A 17,800-nucleotide genomic window follows, 5' to 3' on the forward strand; every position below is an offset into this window, starting at 1 on the left:
AGAGCGCGCAGGAAGGGGATGAAAATCAACAAGTCTTTCAGTTCGTATCAGGCCTGATCAGATGCCTATATTGCCTGGATATCAAGTTTTTGAGCGTTTTGCCTTGAGCGCCGCCAGCCGATCGCGCAGACGTTTGCCAAGACCCTCACGATTGGATTGACGCGCGCGGCCGAAAGCGAGTGCGTCGGCTGGTACGGACTCCGTGATCACGCTGCCCGACGCCACATAGGCACCCGCGCCGATGGTCACCGGAGCAACCAGGGAAGAGTTGGTGCCGACAAAGGCGCCCGGCTCAATATCGGTGAAATGCTTCGAAAAGCCGTCATAGTTGCAGGTGATGGTACCGGCTCCAAGATTGGCCTTCGCACCAACCCGGGCGTCGCCCACATAGGACAGGTGCGGAATCTTGGCGCCGGGTTCGACACGCGTCTTCTTGATCTCAACGAAATTGCCAACCTTCGCGCCATCCATGATCTCGGCGCCCAGACGCAGCCGCGCGAACGGTCCGACTGAGGCTCCCGCGTCGACACGCGCTTCCTCGAGATGGGAATTGGCTTTCAGCGTCACGTTTTCGCCTATCGTCACGCCGGGTCCGAAGAAGACGTTCGGTTCGATGACCGTGTCGCGGCCGACAACGGTGTCATGTGCGAAATAAACGGTTTCGGGAGCGATCAGCGTTACGCCATCCAGCATCATGGCTTCGCGCCGGCGCTGCTGCCAGATCGCTTCTGCAGCGGCAAGTTCGGCCCGATTGTTGATGCCGAGCGCGCTTTCGTAATCGGCTTCGATTGCCCGAACCGTCAACCCGCGACTGGTTGCGATCTCGACAATATCGGTGAGGTAATATTCGCCCTTGGCGTTGTCGTTGCCGATGGCCTCAAGGAGTTCCAGCGCGCGATTGCCGGCAATGCCCATGGCACCGCCGTTGCAAAACGTTATCCGGCGCTCTTCATCGGAGCAGTCCTTCTCCTCGCGGATCGCAATCAGCGCGTCGCCATTCTCGATCAGCCGGCCATAGCCGGTCGGGCGATCCGTGCGAAACCCCATGACCACGATGTCGGCTCCCCTGGCCAGCCCTGAGCGCAGTGTCTGAAGCGCTTCCAGCGAAATGAGCGGTGTGTCGCCAAAGGTCACGAGAACATCGTCATACCCGCGTGCAATCGCCGCGCGGGCTGCGAGCACTGCGTGGCCTGTGCCCAGACGCTTCGATTGAACGAATGTCTCGGCCCCCGGCGCAAACCCCTCCGCCGCTTTCGACACGGCTTCGGCGCCGTGCCCTACGACCAGCGCCTTGTTGCCAGCTCCGGCACCGTCAAGCGCGCGTGTCACGTGACCGAGCATTTCCAGCCCGGCGAGCCTGTGCAGCACCTTGGGCGTGGCGCTTTTCATCCGCGTCCCCTCGCCTGCTGCGAGAATGACGGAAAGGCAGGTGCGTTCGCTCATGGAAGGAAATCCGTTGTGCTTCTGACGAGTCGCCTTTTCTTAGAGCATCGGACCGAAAAGTGGAATCCGGTTTTCGGATTACTCCGATGCTCCATCAATCGTTTAGATCGCCCTTTGTGCGTCCGAATGGACGCACGGCGATCTTGAGCATCGGACCGAAAAGTGGAATCCGGTTTTCGGATCGTTCCGATGCTCCATCGTTGGTCTAGATCGTCCTTTGTGCGTCCGATCTAGGGTCAGGCTCCTAGCATCCTGCCCTTGCGGCACCAATCCACTCTCAGCCGAGTTTGCCGAGGGCCGGAAAGGTTTCAAGAAGCCAGAAAGCCATGGATTGCATGCCGCCGGTTAAGAAAAGGACACCGGCAAGGACCAGCAGTCCGCCCATTACTTTTTCAACTCGCCCGAGCTGCATGCGGAACCGGGCGAGGAAGCGCATGAAACTGCCCGAAAACAGTGCCGCCAGAAGAAACGGCACCCCAAGCCCCAGAGAATAAACGGCGAGCAGCAGCGCGCCATCGCCAACGGTCTCGCGTCCGCCTGCCAGCGTCAGGATCGGTCCCAGAACGGGTCCGATGCACGGTGTCCAGCCGAAGGCGAACGCCAGCCCCATGACATAGGCTCCGAGCCTGGTGGCCGGTTTTCCCCCCGCCTGAAAGCGTGCTTCGCGCGACAGAAAAGGAATCCGCACCACGCCCAGGAAATTCAGCCCCATGATGATGATGACGATGCCGGCAAGAATGGCGAGTTCCTGCTGCCACGCGCGCAGCACGGCGCCGATCGTGGACGCTCCAGCCCCCAGAAGCACGAAGACCGTGGTAAAGCCGAGCACGAAGGAGACGGATGCCGCAAAGAGCGCAAACCGCGTTGCGCCGCCGGACGAAGCGCCGGTTCCATCTGCGCCTTCGCCCTGGAACTGCTCCACCGAGACACCGGCCATGTAGCACAGATAGGGAGGAACGAGCGGCAGGACACACGGGGACAGGAACGACAGCGCGCCCGCACCTGCGGCACTCAAATATCCAACATCAATCGCCATGCTTCATCTCAAAATCAAATCCGCGCAATGCGCGCTGCAGAAAGAACTCACCCGTATAAGCAGACGGTTCCGCACACGCCAATCACCTTTGCGTGGCATACCGTCGCTACGGATGAGCACCCGCGCAGCCAGCCTGTGCGGGAGAATGACGTTCAACGGCGGTGTGACGGAGATGGTGGTGAGCGCGCAGGGGCTCGAACCCTGGACCTACTGATTAAAAGTCAGTTGCTCTACCAACTGAGCTACGCGCTCCCGGCGGGTTCTTCCGAACCCCGGAAATTGCGGCGGAACATAGAGAGGCGCTTATCAGCGGTCAACCGGAAAAAAGTGTCTTTCTCCCGACTTTTTTCCGCTCCTCCCGACCAGCACCATCCGGGGCGACTTCAGGTGGTGCTGAGCGTGCGGCGCACCGCATCGTGCCAGCCCTTTAGCCTGGCCTCACGCTCGGCTTCGCCCATCTTTGGCCGAAACTGCCGATCAAGCTCCCAGCTCCGCGCAAAATCACCGGCATCCGGCCACACGCCCGCCCGCGCGCCCGCGAGCCAGGCAGCTCCCAGCGCCGTCGTCTCAAGCTGAGTCGGTCGGTCCACCGGTGCGTCGAGCATGTCGGCAACGCACTGCAGCATCCAGTCGCTGGCAACCATGCCGCCATCGACGCGCAGAACCGTATCGTTCGCCCCGTCCTGCCAGTCCTTGCGCATGGCATCGAGCAGGTCGCGCGTCTGGTAGGCGACCGATTCGAGCGTCGCCCGCGCAAACTCGGCCGGGCCTGAATTGCGCGTGAGGCCATAGATTGCGCCGCGGGCTTCCGCGTCCCAGTATGGCGCGCCGAGCCCCACGAAGGCGGGAACGAGATAAAGGTGCTGTGTGGGGTCGGCTTTCGCGGCAAGCGCCCCGGAATCGGCGGCTTTGCCGATGACCTTCAGGCCGTCGCGCAACCATTGCACCGCAGCACCCGCAACGAAAATCGACCCTTCGAGCGCGTAGGTCGTCACGCCGTTCAGCCGATAGGCAATGGTGGTGAGCAGACGGTTCTTCGAGGCGACCATGGTTTCGCCGGTGTTGAGCACCGCGAAGCAACCCGTTCCGTAGGTTGCCTTGAGCATTCCCGGCTCGAAACAGGCCTGGCCAATGACGGCTGCCTGCTGGTCGCCGGCAACGCCAAGGATCGGGATGGCCGCACCGAAAAGAGCCTTCTCCGTCACGCCGAAATCATCCGCGCTATCCTTTACCTCCGGCAACAGGACCTTCGGCACGCGAAGGATTTTCAGAAGCTCGTCATCCCACGTATTTGTCCCGATATTGAAAAGCAGCGTGCGCGATGCATTTGTCGCGTCGGTCACATGCGCCCTGCCGCCGGTGAGCCGCCAGATCAGGAATGTGTCGATGGTCCCTGCAAGAAGCTCTCCCTTTTCGGCCCGTTCGCGCGCGCCTTCGACCTCATCGAGGATCCAGGCGAGTTTGGTTCCCGAAAAATAAGGATCAAGAAGCAGGCCGGTCTTTGCCGTAAAAGTTTCTTCCAGCCCCTCGGCCTTCAGCTTTTCACACATGGGCGCAGTGCGGCGGTCCTGCCAGACAATGGCATTGTGGATCGGCTTGCCCGTATCGCGCTCCCATACGACGACCGTTTCGCGCTGATTGGTGATACCGATGGCGGCAACATCTCCGGCGGAGAGCTTCGCCTTGCGCAAAGCGCTGCGCACGGTGGAGACCACGCCCTTCCAGATGTCTTCGGGATCGTGCTCGACCCAGCCCGAATCCGGGTAGTGTTGCGGAAACTCCTTCTGGCCCGTCGCCAGCGGCTTCATGGCCGCGTCAAACACGATGGACCTGCTCGACGTGGTGCCCTGGTCTATCGCCAATACATAGCCGCTCATGAGTCCTCCGGATCGGTCTGCAAAACTGTCGAAAACGGGGAGCCGGACTGACCGCCTCCCCGTGCAATTGTCATGTCAATCAAGCCGACTGCAACCGGCCTTACTGCCAGCGCTTGACAATTTCCTCATAGACGATGGTTTCGCCCTGGGGTTTTTCGTTTTCAAGCTTGGCCTTGGCGCCACCCTTGCCGATCCACTCGGACGGGTCCTTCTCCTCGTTCAGACGCGGCCCGCAGCCACCATAGACATTGGCGCTTTCGTCCGCTGCCTGCATGCGGGCCATGGTCAGGTCCATCTCGCCGGCCAGACGGTCCATTGCTTCCTGCGGCGTGAAGGCGCCGGAGTTCACATCGCCGATCTGCTGCCACCAGATCTGGGCGAGCTTCGGGTAGTCCGGCACATTGACGCCGGTGTCCGTCCACAGGACCCGATCCGGTGAGCGGTAGAACTCAACGAGCCCGCCGAGCTTCGGAGACCGTTCGGTGAAGGATTCGTGGTTCACCGTGGAATCGCGGATGATCGTGAGACCCACATGGCTCTTCTTCACATCAACCGTTTTCGACGTGACGAACTGGGCATAGAGCCACGCCGCCTTGCGCCGGTCCACGGGCGTGGACTGGAACAGGGTCCAGGAGCCGACATCCTGATAGCCGAGCTTCATACCCTCTTCCCAATAGGGCCCATGCGGCGAAGGCGCCATCTTCCAAAGCAGATTGCCCTCGTCATCGACGGTGTTGTTGCCCTCGCTCTTCGCCTTCACCATGTCGGCGGTGAAGGCCGTGTACCAGAATATCTGCTGGGCGACATTGCCCTGGCTCAATGCCGGCAGCGACTGGTAGAAGTCGAGGTCGGCGGCACCGGGCGGTGCATACTGACGCAGCCACTCATCCCATTTGCGGATGGCGTAGACGGCGGCCGGTCCATTGGCAGCACCGCCGCGGCTGACGGATGCACCGGATGGGTTGCAGGAACCCTCCTCCATCCGGATGCCCCATTCATCGATCGGCCGGCCATTGGGCAGACCCTTGGAGCCCGCACCGGCCATGGAAAGCCAGGCGTCCGTCATGCGCCAGCCGAGATCCGGTGCGCGCTTGCCGTAGTCCATATGGCCGTACACGCGAACGCCGTCGATCTCCTTCACGTCGTTGGTGAAGAAGTCGGCAATGTCCTCATAGGCAGACCAGTTGACGGGGACGCCCAGTTCATACCCGTATTTCTCTTTAAATTTCTCTTTGATTTCAGGGCGATCAAACCAGTCTTTACGGAACCAGTACAGGTTTGCGAACTGCTGGTCGGGCAGTTGCCAGAGCTTGCCGTCGGGACCCGTGGCCGACGCCACACCGATAAAATCTTCCAGGTCGAGCGTCGGCGATGTGACGTCCGCACCCTCGCCGCCCATCCAGTCGGTGAGGTTGACGGCGCTCTGCAGGCGGGAATGCGTGCCCACCAGATCGGCGTCGTTGACATAGGCATCGTAGAGGTTGCGGTTGGTCTGCATCTGCGTCTGCACGGCCTGAACCACCTCACCTTCGCCCAGAAGCTGGTGGTTCACCTTGATGCCCGTAATCTCCTCGAACGCCTTGGTCAGCGTTTCGGATTCATAGGTGTGGGTCGGGATGGTTTCGGAGAGGACGTTGATCTCCATTCCCTGAAACGGTTCTGCAGCCTTGATGAACCATTCCATTTCTGCGAGCTGCTCCTCACGGCTGAGTGAAGAGGGCTGGAACTCGTCATCAATCCACTTTTCGGCTGCCGCCATGTCCGCCATGGCCTGGCCGGGCAGCCAGAGCAGAGCGAGCGCAGCGACTGAAGCTTTCAAATGCGCTTTCATTTCAAACTCCTCCTCCTGTTTCCACATTCATTTTCTGAACATGGTTGGCGGTTCGGGTGGGTTTGTTCCGGTCCCGTTGCGCCGGTTTGCGGAGCGGCCTGCCGTTCCGCTTTGCTTTGCCGATGGACCTACACCCAGCGAAACACCGCGTAGGCGTAGATCAGCGACAAAATCGTACCGCCCCAAAGCGGCATATCCGTCAGCCCTAGCCATCCAAGATGGATGAAGGCGCTGCCAAGCAGAGAGATGAACAGACGGTCGCCGCGTGTCGTGTCCAGACCGAGAATCCCGTGCCGCGGCCCTCCACCGGGGCTCGCCCATTCCCAGACGGTCATGGCGCATAGAAGCGCGAAGATGACGAGGAAGAACGTGGCGGTCTGCCAGGTCCAGGCCATCCATGTGAGATCGAGCCAATGGGGCATGATTTCCTCCCTACACGCGCCCGAGGGCAAAGCCCTTGGCGATGTAATTGCGTACGAACCAGATCACGATCGCGCCCGGAATGATGGTCAGTACGCCGGCCGCAGCCAAAAGTCCCAGCTCATAGCCGGACGTGCTTGCTGTGCGCGTCATGACAGCCGCGATGGGCTTGGCGGCGACAGAGGTCAGCGTCTTTGCCAAAAGCAGTTCCACCCATGAGAACATGAAGCAGAAGAAGGCTGTCACCCCGATGCCCGATGCAATCAGCGGCATGAAAATTCTGACAAAGAAGCGCGGGAATGAATAGCCGTCGATATAGGCCGTTTCGTCGATCTCCTTGGGCACGCCCGACATAAACCCTTCGAGGATCCAGACGGCGAGCGGAATGTTGAACAGGCAGTGCGCGAGCGCCACGGCCCAGGGTGTGTCGAACAGACCGACGGCCGAATAGAGCTGATAAAACGGCAGGGCAAAGACCGCCGGCGGCGCCATGCGGTTGGTGAGAAGCCAGAAGAACAGGTGCTTGTCGCCAAGAAAGCGATAACGTGAGAACGCATAGGCGGCAGGCAGCGCAAAGGCGACGGAAATGACAGTGTTTATAAGGACATAACTGATAGAGCTGATGTAACCGTTATACCAGACCGGATTGGTGAGGATCTCCACATAGCTGTCGATGGTGAAGTTCTTCGGCCAGGGGCTGAAGCCGCCCAGGATCTCGTTTGTCGTCTTGAACGACATGTTGACCAGCCAGTAGATCGGCAGAAGCAGGAAGACAATGTAGAGCGTGGGAACGAGCCAGCGGGTCAGTCTCATTGGTCTTCTCCCCGGGTCATCAGCGTGTAGAAGATCCAGCTCACCAGCAATGTCATGAGGAAGTAGATGATGCTCATGGCGGCGGCGATGCCGAGATTGAATTCACCCAGCGCCGCCTTCACCAGATCGATGGACAGGAAGGTCGTGGCATTGCCGGGGCCACCGCCGGTCAGCACGAAGGGCTCCGTGTAGATCATGAAGGAGTCCATGAAGCGCAGGAGAACGGCGATGGTGAGAACGCGGTTCATCTTGGGCAACTGGATGTAGCGGAACACCGACCAGCGCGATGCGCCGTCGATCTTCGCCGCCTGATAATAGGCCTCCGGGATGGAGCGCAGGCCGGCATAGGCAAGCAACACCACGAGCGAGGTCCAGTGCCAGACATCCATCAACACCACCGTGAACCAGGCGGAAATGGGCTGGCGTGTGAAATTGTAGGGAATGCCGAGGGCATTCAGCCCATAGCCCAGAAGGCCGATATCCGGCAGAGCCATGATGTTCCACATCGCACCCACCACGTTCCACGGAATGAGCAACGGCAGCGCCATCAGCACAAGACAGACAGACACCCATGGCCCGGAGCGCGGCATGGTCAGAGCAATGGCGACGCCGAGCGGCACCTCGATCAGAAGAATGATCCCGGTGAACAGAAACTGCCGGAAAAGCGAGGCGTGGAAACGGTCGGAGGTGAGCACATCCTCATACCATTTGACACCTTCGAAGAAGAACAGATTGTTGCCGAACGTCTCCTGCACCGAGTAGTTCACCACCGTCATCAGCGGTATGATCGCGTTGAATGCGACCAGCAGCAGGACCGGCAGGACGAGAAACCAGGCCCGATTGTTCCATGTCTTGGTCATGCTGCCCCTCCCTGGCGCGCAGCCGCCGGATCCACACGCCATGAATTTGCATAGATGTTGATGCCGGCGGGATCGAAACTGATATGCGGTTCAGCGGGAATGGCAGTATCCTCGGCGACAATCGCGGCAATGGGTTGCCCCTCGATGGTCGCATGAACGATCTTGCGCCGCCCCGTATCCTCGACGCGCGTTATCTGTGCCGGAATGCCCTTGTTGCCGATGCGCACATATTCCGGGCGCACGCCCAGTTCCATGCGCGCCGCACGGTCCGCCGCGATCGGCCCGGCCAAGCTGATGGCATGGCTGCCAATATGGGCGCCCTGCCCGTCGATCCGGACAGGAAGAACATTCATGCCCGGGGAGCCGATAAAATATCCGACAAAGGTGTGATTGGGACGTTCGAACAGTTCTTCCGGCGTTCCGATCTGAACGATCTCGCCCTCGTTCATCACCACCACCTGATCGGCGAAGGTCAACGCCTCGGTCTGATCGTGGGTCACATAGACCATGGTAAAGGCAAAGCGCCGGTGCAGTTCCTTCAGCTGCGAGCGCAGCACCCATTTCATGTGGGGATCGATAACCGTCAATGGTTCGTCGAACAGGATGGCGCTGACATCCGAGCGCACCAGCCCGCGACCGAGCGCGATTTTCTGTTTGTCGTCTGCCGTCAGTCCCTTGGCTTTCTGATCAGCGCGGTCCGCCAGATCGATCATTTCGAGCGTTTCGCGCACCCGCCGCTCGATCTCATTGGAAGCCACGCCGCGATTGCGCAGGGGAAAGGCGAGGTTCTGGTAGACCGTCATCGTGTCGTAGACGACCGGAAACTGGAAAACCTGCGCTATATTGCGGTCTTCCGTGGAAAGGTCCGTCACCTTGTGTCCATCAAAGAGGATATCTCCCTCGGTTGGCCGCAGCAGCCCCGAGATGATGTTCAAAAGCGTGGTTTTGCCACAGCCCGACGGCCCCAGAAGAGCATAGGCGCCACCATCATCGAAGGTGTGGTGAACCCGCTTCAAAGCGAAATCGTCATCGCTCACGGGGTTGGGCATGTAGGCGTGGCGGATGTTGTTCAGATCAATTCGCGCCATTCCCGCCTCCTACGCAGCCTGGCTGGTACCGGACGTCACACGCCGGTTTGCATTGTCGAACACCAGCACGTGGCGCGTATCGATAAAGACATCGACCGTTTCGCCGACCTCCAGACGATGAATGCCTTCTTCCAGCATCACCCAGCGGTGGCCTGCGAAATCGAGATGGACAAAGCTCTCGGAACCGGTGATTTCAGTCACCGACACGGTGGCCCGGACCGAAACCCCGTCGTCCGCGCGCGCCGCCAGCGACAGATGATGGGGCTGGAAGCCGAGCGTGTACTGTCCGTCGGGCGCGCCTTCGAGGCCCTGTGGAACGGGCAGTTGAACGGTTTCGTCGAGTGCGAACCTGCTGCCCGCCTTCGTCACCGCCACGGTGTTCAGCGGCGGGTCGGAAAAGGTGCGCGCGGTGACGAGATCGATCGGCTTGCGGAACACGTCGATGGTCGGGCCGAACTGCGTCAGGCGCCCCTGGCTCAGCGTCGCCGTGCTGCCGCCAAGAAGCAGCGCCTCGCTCGGCTCAGTGGTGGCGTAGACGAAGATCGCACCGGACGCCGCAAATATCTTTGGCAGTTCAGCGCGCAGTTCCTCGCGCAGCTTGTAATCCAGATTGGCCAGCGGCTCGTCCAGCAACACCAGACGCGCTTCCTTGACCATGGCGCGGGCCAGTGCCGTGCGCTGCTGCTGGCCACCGGAAAGCTCCAGCGGCGTGCGGTCCAGATGCGGCGTCAGGTGCAGAAGCTCTGCCGCCTGCCGTACCTTTTCCTCGATGACGCGCTTCTCGGCACCCGCAACGCGCAGCGGCGAAGCGATGTTTTCATAGACCGTCATCGCCGGATAATTGATAAACTGCTGGTAGACCATGGCAACGCTGCGCTTCTGCACCGGCACGCCGGTCACATCGGCACCATCCATCCACACGCTGCCCGCGGTTGGCCGGTCAAGCCCGGCCATAAGCCGCATCAGGCTGGTCTTGCCAGCCAGCGTCGGCCCGAGCAGCACGTTCAACGAGCCCGGCTCCAGCCTCAGCGAAACGTCGTCTATATGCGTTTCGCCGGATACGACCTTTGAAACGTCGCGCAGTTCAAGCATGTCCTCCCCCAGCGTTTGCCGCCTGGTTGTGCATTCCCGAAATTTCACGCATGAAAGTGTCGACCGCTGCCGCCTCCTCCTGCGACAGGCGCAAACCGCGTTTGGTTCTGCGCCAAAGCACGTCATCACCGCTGACAGCCCATTCGTGAGCGGCCAGATAACGCAATTCGGCTTCGTAGAGATCGACACCAAAATGCCGGCCCAGATCATCGACCGACCGCGCTTCTCCGAGGAGATCGCGGGCACACAGGCCATAGAGCCTGACAAGCCGCGCCGCATGATGCCTGTCGAGGAAGGAATAGTCCCGCATCAGCGCCTCGACCTGTGCGTCGTAGCCGTCGAAAGGAAACTCGCCGCCCGGCAGCGCGCCCGCATGCGTCCACGGCTGCCCTTTGGGACCAAGCGCCCCGGCGATTTTTTCAAGGGCGGATTCGGCCAGCTTGCGGTAGGTCGTTATCTTGCCGCCGAACACGTGCACCATGGGCGCACCGCCCCGCGCGGTCTCCGATTTCAGCACATAGTCCCGCGTCGCTTCCTGTGCCTTCGAGGCGCCGTCATCGAATAGAGGGCGCACCCCGGAGTAGGTCCAGACGATATCGTCGCGGGTCACCGGTTCGGAGAAATATTCGCTTGCAGCGGCGCAGAGATAGTCAACCTCGCTGTCACTGATGGCCACATCCTTCGGATCGCCGTCGTAATCCTGATCCGTGGTTCCAATCAGGGTGAAATCTTCCTCGTATGGGATGGCGAAGATGATCCGCCCATCGGCATTCTGGAAAAAATACGCACGCGGATCATCGAATTTGCGCCCGACGACGATGTGACTGCCCTTGACCAGCCGCACATTGTGAACGTCGTTCTGGCCCAGCACGCCCGAAATGACGTGATCAACCCAGGGACCGGCTGCATTGACGAGATAACGCGCCCGCACGGTCTCGGTCTCACCGGTCAAGAGGTTCTGGATACGAACTTTCCAGGTCCCGTTTTCGTCTTCGGCCGAGATCACGCGTGTGCGCACCCGCACATCGGCACCCCGATTTGCAGCGTCACGGGCATTCAGCACAACGAAACGCGCATCATTCACCCAGCAGTCCGAATATTCAAAGGCCCGCCGGTAGGAGGCTTTCAGCGGCTTACCCGCCGGGTCGGACCGCATGTCGAGCGTGCGTGTCTTTGGAAGCCGCTTTCGCCCGCCGATATGATCATAGATGAAGAGCCCGAGCCGCACGAGCCAGGCTGGGCGCAGCCCCTTGTGCAAAGGCAGGACGAAACGCATCGGCCAGATGATGTGCGGCGCGTTGCGCCACAGAATCTCGCGCTCCATCAGCGCTTCGCGCACGAGGCGAAACTCGTAATGTTCGAGATAGCGCAGACCGCCATGGATCAGTTTGGTAGAGCCGGAAGAGGTGCCGCTCGCAAGATCGTTCATCTCCGCCAGAAAGACGGAGTAACCACGCCCGACCGCGTCGCGTGCAATGCCACAGCCATTGATGCCGCCGCCAATGACGAACACGTCGAACATGGCAGAGCTGGCGGACAATGAACTGGGCGCGGAACCGGACACGCAATCCTCCCTTATCTCTCAGGCTGTAGAAGCAGTCCTCCTCCAGCGGAGACAAAAGAATTATTTCGAAAGCAGAATGAATGTCAAACGAAAATAAAATTACTGGGCGCCGGTCTCAATAAGCCGCACACCCGCGTCCTCGCACAGGGTCCGCATCGCCGGAAGCGGGCAGCGGTCGGTGATGAATGTGTCGACCTGCGATAAATGCCCGATGCGCACCGGCGCGCCGCGCTCGAACTTGGTCGAGTCGGACACCAGGATGACATGTCTTGCATTGGCAATGATCGCCTGCGCCACCTTCACTTCGCGGAAATCGAAATCGTAAAGCGCGCCATCCGGATCGATGGATGAGACGCCGATCACGGCATAGTCCACCTTGAACTGCCGGATGAAGTCGACAGCGGCCTCGCCGACAACGCCGCCATCGGAACCGCGAACAACACCGCCAGCGATAATGACCTCGAGTGAAGGATATACACGCATCCTATTGGCAACATTGATATTATTCGTGATAACCATGAGTCCTTCATGATCGAGAAGCGCATCGCTCACGGCTTCGGTGGTGGTGCCGATATTGACGAAGAGCGACGCCCTGTCGGGAATGAGACGCGCTGCCGCCTGGCCGATCGCCCGCTTTTCATCCAGAGCAATCTTGCGCCGCGCTTCATACTCCATGTTCTCGATACCGGAGGGCAGCAGCGCACCGCCATGGATTCGCGTCAGCAGGCGCCGGTCGCAGAGCTCATTGAGATCGCGCCGTATCGTTTGCGGCGTCACGCTGAAATGCTCGGCAAGGTCATCCACCAGAACACGGCCATGCTCCTTTGCCTGTTCAAGGATCTCCGAGAGTCGCGGCGTCAGGAATGAAGGGTTCATTGTCGTCTCTATGTTCGTTTTTATCATATAAGGACAAAAACGAACATAGAGCAAGTGCACTCTGCGGGGAGCAGCACGACGAACGCACTCCGGCAATCGGCGGCGAAACCATTTCCGGTCATGTCTCGTGGCTCCCAAAACAGACTAAAATGCAGAACCGGCTTCGGGAGAAAGCCGCACACACGCGGAAAGAGAGGAACACACCATGAGAAACCTGCTGCCGACCATCGCGCTGACATTGCTGACGCCTGTTTTCGCTTTCGCCGGCGAGGCGGAAATTCGCGCAGCGCAGTCATCCATCAGGAACCAGATCGAAGCCTTTCTGGCAGGAGACAATGAACGCGCCTATTCCTACGCCGCGCCCAACATCAAGGCGCTCTTCCCGACGCTCGATCGCTTCATGGCGATGGTGACGCGCGGCTATCAGCCCGTCTACCGCCCGCGCAATTACGCATTCGGAAAGGCTGCCGAGCCGAACGCGTCGACGGTCATTCAGCGCGTGCTGACCACGGGTCCGAACGGCAAAAGCTATGAAGCGGTCTATACCCTTGAGCGGCAGACCGACGGCACCTATCGGATCACAGGTGTGAGCCTGAAGGAGGCAGACGCTCTTGCTATCTGATGCGCCAAGCGGCGAACCGGTTCGCCGCGGATCTCAGCGCGTAAAGTCAGGGAGACTTTTAAACGCCGTCTTCAAGGCGTCGGACCATCCCTCGGAGATTTCCCGCAGATACGGGTCATCCGCCTCGATGCGCTTTTCATAGCCGATGCGGAATGTGTCGTTCTCGTAGAAGAGAAGGTCGAGCGGCAGACCGACGGAGAGGTTGGATTTGAGCGTCGAATCAAATGAGACAAGCAGGAGCTTCACCGTCTCTTCCAGCTTCATGGCCGTGTCGAAGGCACGAACCAGAATGGGTTTTCCGTATTTCGTCTCACCGATCTGGAAAAAAGGCGTGTCGGCGCTGACCTCGATGAAATTCCCTTCCGGGTAAATCAGGAAGAGACGCGGCTCCATACCGCGAATCTGGCCACCCAGAATGAAAGAGGCACCGAATGCGTCTGCGCTCTGGCCTGCCGGCGCGGACTGGCGGATGACTTCCTTGACGGTATCCCCCACCAGGCGCGCCGCCTGATACATGGACGGAGTTTCGAGCATTGAGGGCGTGCGCTCATCGGGCGCCTTGGTCCGTTCGTCCAGCAGGCTGACCACGGCCTGCGTGGTCGCCAGATTACCCGCCGAAAGCAGCACCAGAACGCGGTCGTCCGGCTCCTGCCAGCAATGCATCTTCCGAAAGGTGGAAATGTTGTCGACACCGGCATTCGTCCGCGTATCGGACATGAACACCAGGCCATGCTGTGTTTTCAGCCCGACGCAATAGGTCATCCGGACCGTACCTCATTCAGATTCGCTCTAAAAGATTACTGCTCGACCGTGATCTGAACCGCAAGCTCTTCTTGCGCCTGCCCGATCCTGATCCCCATCACCGGCATCGCATCACGGTAATCCCGCCCTGTCGCAACCCGTATATAGCGATCATCCGCCGAGATGCCGTTGGAGCAGTCAAAGGCCACCCAGCCCAGCCCTTCGAGATGTGTCTCGGCCCAGGCATGGCTCGCTGCCTGTTCATCCCGGTCATCCATGCGCAGATAACCGCTTACATAGCGAGCCGGAAATCCCATCATACGCGCTGCAGTGAGAAAAATGTGGGCGTGATCCTGACAGACCCCCTCTCCGTTCGCCAGGGCGGTCTCGGCTGGCGTACCGGCATCGGTGGTTCCGATTCTGTAGGCTACGCGATCACGCACTTCGCTCATGAGATTATGGAGGCGCTCGACATCCGTTTCGCCGTCGATGCCGCGTAGCAGGGTCGAAATGCCACGCCCGGCGGTGCAAAGCGGCGTCTGCTGCTGAAAGAGCCACAGCGGCGCAAGTCCCTGATGTCTGCCCGTTACGCCGGCCGTATCGCGCGTTTCAACCACGCCGGACGCCTCGATCACGATTGTATGCGGTTCGCCATCAATGCTCACAAGACGCGTGTCATTTCCGAAACCGTCGATAAACTGCGCTTCCTGCGTGGCGCCCTCGGTCTTCAGCGACCACTCCACCACCTCCTGCGTCGGGCCGCTTTGCGGAAAGAGGCGCAGGCGCTGAAGGGCGTATGAGAGAGGAGCATCATATCGATACTCCGTGCGGTGCTTGATTTTCAGGCGCATCTGGCTGCCCTCAGTGGAAGCGAAAATCTGTGGCGATCTGACTGCCCAGCGCTGCGTTGTCGCGGATAAAATCGCTCAGGAATTCGTGCAGGCCTTCATCAAATACATCCGAGACAGCCGCAGTTTTCAGCTTTTCGACCTTCGCATCGGCCATTTCGTTACAACTCTGACGTACACCATACTCATCGGCCAGATAGTCCAGCGAATCCTGAATGCCCCGATAACAAAAGGCCAGCGAACGCGGCATTCGCCGGTTGAGGATGAGGTAATCGGCGATGTTTGCGGGATTGAAGTCCCCTTCATGGGTCCAGCGGTATGAGCGAAGTGCCGACACCGATCGCAAAATCGTCTGCCACTGGATATTGTCGAGCGGCGAGCCCACCCATGCCGCCGATGGCAGAAGCACGTAATACTTCACGTCCAGTATGCGCGCCGTGTTGTCGGCCCGCTCGATCAAAGTGCCGATCTGGGCAAAATCGAAAATTTCGTTGCGCAGCATGGTGCCCTGAAACGCGCCGCGGATAAGCGCCGTTTCACGTTTTACGGCGTCGAGAACGGCTGGAAGGTCCTGTTCGTCCACACGTCTCTTCAGCATGCGGTGCATCGACATCCACGCCTCGTTGACGCTCTCCCATGTCTCGCGCGTAAGCGCGGTCCTCACCATGCGCGCGTTCATGCGCGCGGTGTCTATGGAGGATAGGACGCTCGAGGGATTGCTGGTATCCCGCAGCAGAAAATTCGTCACTGTCGCCGTATCGAACGCGTCGTTCTCCTCTTCGAACAGATCACGCACCCCGGCACTGGTAAGAACCGAAGCCCATTCGTCCGACGAAGCGCTGGTCTGGGTCAGAGCCAGTCTAAGGCCGGTATCGACCAAACGCGCCATGTTCTCCGCGCGTTCGATGTAGCGCGCCATCCAGAAAAGTCCGTTCGCGGAGCGACCAAGAAGCATGTCAGAGCGCCTTAATCATCGAGAACCCAGGTGTCCTTGGTGCCGCCACCCTGGGAGGAGTTGACCACAAGAGAGCCCTTTTTCAGCGCCACGCGGGTCAGACCGCCTGGCACAATGCGGATGCGATCCGACACGAGCACGAAGGGACGAAGGTCCACGTGCCGTGGCGCAAGCCCCTTGCTGGTGAGGATCGGACAGGTTGAAAGCGAAAGCGTCGGCTGGGCGATATAGTTCTTCGGCCTCGCTTTCAGCTTCTTCGCAAAAGCCGCCCTCTCCTTCTTCGAAGCGGCAGGCCCCACCAGCATGCCATAGCCACCTGAACCATGAACCTCCTTCACGACAAGTTCGTCGAGGTGCTCCAGTACGTAAGTGAGACTGTCAGGCTCGGAACAGCGCCAGGTCGGCACGTTCTGCAGAATCGCCTTGCGGCCGGTGTAGAACTCGACGATCTCCGGCATGTAGGAGTAAATCGCCTTGTCGTCGGAGATTCCGGTCCCAGGCGCGTTTGCAATCGTGATCTTGCCGGCGCGGTAGACATCCATGATGCCCGGCACGCCGAGGACGGAATCGGGCCGGAAGGTCAGCGGGTCCAGATAATCGTCGTCGATCCGGCGATAAAGGACGTCAATGCGGCGGTAGCCCTGCGTCGTGCGCATCGCCACATGCCCGTCCACCACGCGAAGATCCGGTCCCTCCACCAGTTCGACGCCCATCTGATCGGCCAGAAAAGCATGCTCGAAATAGGCCGAGTTAAAGCTTCCGGGTGTCAGAACGGCGATCGTCGGTTTGCCATCGCAATGTTCGGGCTTCACGCTTCTTAGGGATTCCCGCAGAAGCTGCGGATAGTTCTCCACCGGCAGCACCTTCACCTGCTGAAAGAGCTCCGGGAAGAGCTGCATCATCGTCTCGCGGTTCTCCAGCATGTAGGAGACGCCGGACGGCGTGCGCGCATTGTCCTCCAGGACGAAAAAGTCATTCTCGCCAGTGCGCACGATATCGACACCGGTAATGTGCGTGTAGACGCCGCCAGGCGGCCGCACACCGATCATTTCAGGCAAAAAAGCCTCGTTGTTGGATATGATTTCTTTGGGAATGCGCCCGGCGCGCAGAATTTCCTGCCGGTGGTAGATATCCTCGAGAAAGGCATTGAGCGCCTGGACACGCTGCTCGATGCCCTGCACGAGCCGGCGCCATTCCTTGCCGGAGATAATGCGCGGGACAATGTCGAAGGGGATGAGCCGCTCGGCTGCTTCCTGCTCGCCATATACGGCGAAAGTGATGCCGGTTCTACGGAAAACCCGCTCCGCATCGTCCGCCTTTTGTTTCAGGCGTTTCGGGTCCTGCCGGTCGAACCAGCTCTGGTAATCTTCGTAAGGATCTCGGGCCTGGCCCCCCAGGCGCATCTCGTCAAATAGCGTCAAGAAATGCTCCTCTCAAGAGCATTTCAGCGGGGATGCCTCAAAAAAGCAAGTTGTTTCTGTAGGTTGCGGGAAATCGGGAAGATTGACGGCTTCCATGCCCAATCTTTAGGGTCAGGACCCATTAATATGGCCGCAATGGCGATCGATAGACCAAGAGATGCAAGGAGAAGCCCGCAGAGCGGGGTCCTCCCCCCGGTCAAGGGGTTTGACACAGCAGGTCGCCGGTCTATCGAGCGTCCTTCGGATCGGCCTGATTTGCACGGCCTACTTTGTCGCAAGACCTTGAAAGACATGAAGTCTTCCTGCGGCCTCG

16 protein-coding genes and 1 tRNA gene are annotated in these 17,800 nt (G+C 59.8%); 1 reads left to right on the top strand and 16 read right to left on the bottom strand.

The window, feature by feature from the left end; genetic code table 11:
• Positions 1-81: 81 nt before the first annotated feature.
• From glmU to BLW55_RS02115, 12 genes are all read right to left on the bottom strand, one after another.
• Positions 82-1,443, bottom strand: a complete 1,362-nt coding sequence (gene glmU / locus BLW55_RS02060; protein ID WP_090326404.1) for a bifunctional UDP-N-acetylglucosamine diphosphorylase/glucosamine-1-phosphate N-acetyltransferase GlmU — start codon at positions 1,441-1,443, stop codon at positions 82-84.
• 277 nt (positions 1,444-1,720) lie between these two features.
• Complete coding sequence (locus BLW55_RS02065) at positions 1,721-2,479, bottom strand: cytochrome c biogenesis CcdA family protein (RefSeq protein ID WP_090326406.1); 759 nt, start codon at positions 2,477-2,479, stop codon at positions 1,721-1,723.
• Between the two features lie 176 nt (positions 2,480-2,655).
• Positions 2,656-2,731: transfer RNA gene (locus tag BLW55_RS02070), tRNA-Lys, on the bottom strand.
• Positions 2,732-2,862: 131 nt separating this feature from the next.
• On the bottom strand, positions 2,863-4,356 hold the full coding sequence (gene glpK / locus BLW55_RS02075; protein WP_090326409.1) for a glycerol kinase GlpK: 1,494 nt from the start codon (positions 4,354-4,356) through the stop codon (positions 2,863-2,865).
• Between the two features lie 100 nt (positions 4,357-4,456).
• On the bottom strand, positions 4,457-6,187 hold the full coding sequence (locus tag BLW55_RS02080) for an ABC transporter substrate-binding protein (protein ID WP_090329862.1): 1,731 nt from the start codon (positions 6,185-6,187) through the stop codon (positions 4,457-4,459).
• Between the two features lie 128 nt (positions 6,188-6,315).
• Positions 6,316-6,609 carry a DUF2160 domain-containing protein gene (locus tag BLW55_RS02085; RefSeq protein ID WP_007009573.1) on the bottom strand — a complete coding sequence of 98 codons (294 nt, stop codon included), beginning with the start codon at positions 6,607-6,609 and terminating at the stop codon, positions 6,316-6,318.
• Between the two features lie 10 nt (positions 6,610-6,619).
• Positions 6,620-7,420: a carbohydrate ABC transporter permease gene (locus BLW55_RS02090; protein ID WP_007009572.1), complete on the bottom strand. Its 801-nt coding sequence runs from the start codon at positions 7,418-7,420 to the stop codon at positions 6,620-6,622.
• Complete coding sequence (locus BLW55_RS02095; RefSeq protein WP_007009571.1) at positions 7,417-8,280, bottom strand: carbohydrate ABC transporter permease; 864 nt, start codon at positions 8,278-8,280, stop codon at positions 7,417-7,419. Before BLW55_RS02095 ends, BLW55_RS02090 begins: the two co-directional genes overlap by 4 nt.
• Entirely contained in the window at positions 8,277-9,368 is a 1,092-nt protein-coding gene (locus BLW55_RS02100; protein ID WP_090326410.1) for an ABC transporter ATP-binding protein, read from the bottom strand. The genes BLW55_RS02095 and BLW55_RS02100 overlap by 4 nt, the downstream gene beginning before the upstream one ends.
• Positions 9,369-9,377: 9 nt before the next feature.
• Positions 9,378-10,460: an ABC transporter ATP-binding protein gene (locus tag BLW55_RS02105; RefSeq protein WP_090326413.1), complete on the bottom strand. Its 1,083-nt coding sequence runs from the start codon at positions 10,458-10,460 to the stop codon at positions 9,378-9,380.
• Complete coding sequence (gene glpD / locus BLW55_RS02110) at positions 10,453-11,982, bottom strand: glycerol-3-phosphate dehydrogenase (protein ID WP_090326415.1); 1,530 nt, start codon at positions 11,980-11,982, stop codon at positions 10,453-10,455. Before glpD ends, BLW55_RS02105 begins: the two co-directional genes overlap by 8 nt.
• 141 nt (positions 11,983-12,123) lie before the next feature.
• Positions 12,124-12,900, bottom strand: coding sequence for a DeoR/GlpR family DNA-binding transcription regulator (locus BLW55_RS02115; RefSeq protein WP_025029444.1), 777 nt, complete (start codon positions 12,898-12,900; stop codon positions 12,124-12,126).
• A 205-nt stretch (positions 12,901-13,105) separates the two neighbouring features.
• Between BLW55_RS02115 and BLW55_RS02120 the strand changes: the two genes are divergently transcribed.
• A complete protein-coding gene (locus BLW55_RS02120; RefSeq protein ID WP_090326418.1) occupies positions 13,106-13,522 on the top strand; it encodes a DUF4864 domain-containing protein in 417 nt (138 codons plus the stop codon).
• A 33-nt stretch (positions 13,523-13,555) separates the two neighbouring features.
• Here the strand turns inward: BLW55_RS02120 and BLW55_RS02125 are convergent, their stop codons facing one another.
• Genes BLW55_RS02125 through BLW55_RS02140 form a run of 4 tightly spaced genes read right to left on the bottom strand, consistent with a single transcriptional unit; the run spans position 13,556 to position 17,487 of the window.
• A complete protein-coding gene (locus tag BLW55_RS02125; RefSeq protein ID WP_025029446.1) occupies positions 13,556-14,284 on the bottom strand; it encodes a proteasome-type protease in 729 nt (242 codons plus the stop codon).
• A 35-nt stretch (positions 14,285-14,319) separates the two neighbouring features.
• Complete coding sequence (locus BLW55_RS02130) at positions 14,320-15,114, bottom strand: transglutaminase family protein (RefSeq protein ID WP_090326421.1); 795 nt, start codon at positions 15,112-15,114, stop codon at positions 14,320-14,322.
• Between the two features lie 10 nt (positions 15,115-15,124).
• Complete coding sequence (locus tag BLW55_RS02135) at positions 15,125-16,066, bottom strand: alpha-E domain-containing protein (RefSeq protein ID WP_090326423.1); 942 nt, start codon at positions 16,064-16,066, stop codon at positions 15,125-15,127.
• A gap of 11 nt (positions 16,067-16,077) precedes the next feature.
• A complete protein-coding gene (locus tag BLW55_RS02140; RefSeq protein WP_090326426.1) occupies positions 16,078-17,487 on the bottom strand; it encodes a circularly permuted type 2 ATP-grasp protein in 1,410 nt (469 codons plus the stop codon).
• Positions 17,488-17,800 lie beyond the last annotated feature (313 nt).

This window comes from Nitratireductor aquibiodomus (assembly GCF_900105565.1).
In the GTDB taxonomy this organism is placed as follows: Bacteria; Pseudomonadota; Alphaproteobacteria; order Rhizobiales; family Rhizobiaceae; genus Nitratireductor; species Nitratireductor aquibiodomus.